Origin of the sequence: Marinifilum sp. JC120 (assembly GCA_004923195.1) — a bacterium.
Classification (GTDB): Bacteria; Desulfobacterota; Desulfovibrionia; order Desulfovibrionales; family Desulfovibrionaceae; genus Maridesulfovibrio.
On record RDSB01000147.1, the window covers coordinates 1 to 563 of the forward strand.

1 protein-coding gene is annotated in these 563 nt (G+C 48.0%); it reads right to left on the minus strand.

Annotation, left to right across the window (positions count from 1 at the left end; translation table 11 throughout):
* Window positions 1–132: 132 nt before the first annotated feature.
* Window positions 133–563, minus strand: a 431-nt coding sequence (locus D0S45_20750; protein ID TIH06218.1) for an IS630-like element ISAhy2 family transposase, incomplete at its 5' end; no start/stop codon positions are given.

A 563-nucleotide genomic window follows, 5' to 3' on the forward strand; every position in this document is an offset into this window, starting at 1 on the left:
AGGGAAATCAATGAGGCACATTGAACGCTTAACGTCCGTCATGCACAAAAAAACAAAATTGATGGAAGGGTTAAAAGACATGGTTGCAGATTGCTTTATTGACAGTCAGCTAAATAACTGATCCCAATAGTGCTACACCTTCGCTGTGCCATAGCCATTCCCCGGGAAAGGAGACACGGTATCCATGAAGTGTTTCACTCGGGCCAGCAGGTTTGCCATCCCTCTGCATTGATGATTGCGCGTGATGGTTTCATGTAACTTGTGCCATAGCCGTTCTATGTGATTAACCCAAGGGCTGTAAACTGGCTGGAACACCAGGCAGAACTTGGGATTCTTCTTCAACCATCGCTCGGTCTGTTTGCTTTTGTGAATGATGTAGTTATCGAGGATCAACGTGATGGTTTTGGCTCGTCGGTAGTGGTGGCGCAGCTTTTCCAGCATGGCAATAAACAGCGATGAGTTTTTCTTGATCCCGCTGACGTAAAGTACCCTTCCGTTGCCTGCGTGGAGAACGCCTGCCAGATAATGCTTGGCATTCTGCCCCGGTGTGACAACCCGCTTTT